Origin of the sequence: Aquimarina algiphila, from assembly GCF_007489275.1 — a bacterium.
Classification (GTDB): domain Bacteria; phylum Bacteroidota; class Bacteroidia; order Flavobacteriales; family Flavobacteriaceae; genus Aquimarina; species Aquimarina algiphila.
This window is the reverse complement of sequence record NZ_VLNR01000260.1, coordinates 1-261: the sequence shown is the minus strand read 5'-3', so window position 1 is coordinate 261 and position 261 is coordinate 1. Positions and strand designations below refer to the sequence as shown.

At 39.1% G+C, this 261-nt stretch carries 1 protein-coding gene; it reads right to left on the bottom strand.

Annotation, left to right across the window (positions count from 1 at the left end):
* The coding region (locus tag FOF46_RS32270) for a hypothetical protein (protein WP_167572061.1) at positions 1-261 on the bottom strand (261 nt) is incomplete at both ends.

The following is a 261-nucleotide window of genomic DNA, read 5'->3' as shown; positions in this document are numbered from 1 at the left end:
TTGGATATCTGTAGTATCCTGACGTTCTTCTTTAAATTCTGGTGGTGGCGTAGTAGTAAATCCTCCTTCAGCAAATTTCCCAAGCTTCATTTTTCTTTTATTCTCCAGATACTCCATAATTTGAGGAATTACAGGATCTGTACTATTCATCACGAACTCAGGTATCACATATTCATTTGCGTGTACTGTACCTGCCACCTCATGTCCGGTTTCATCCAAATATCCTATCCCCGATGTATAACCTCCTTCTGCATAATTGTT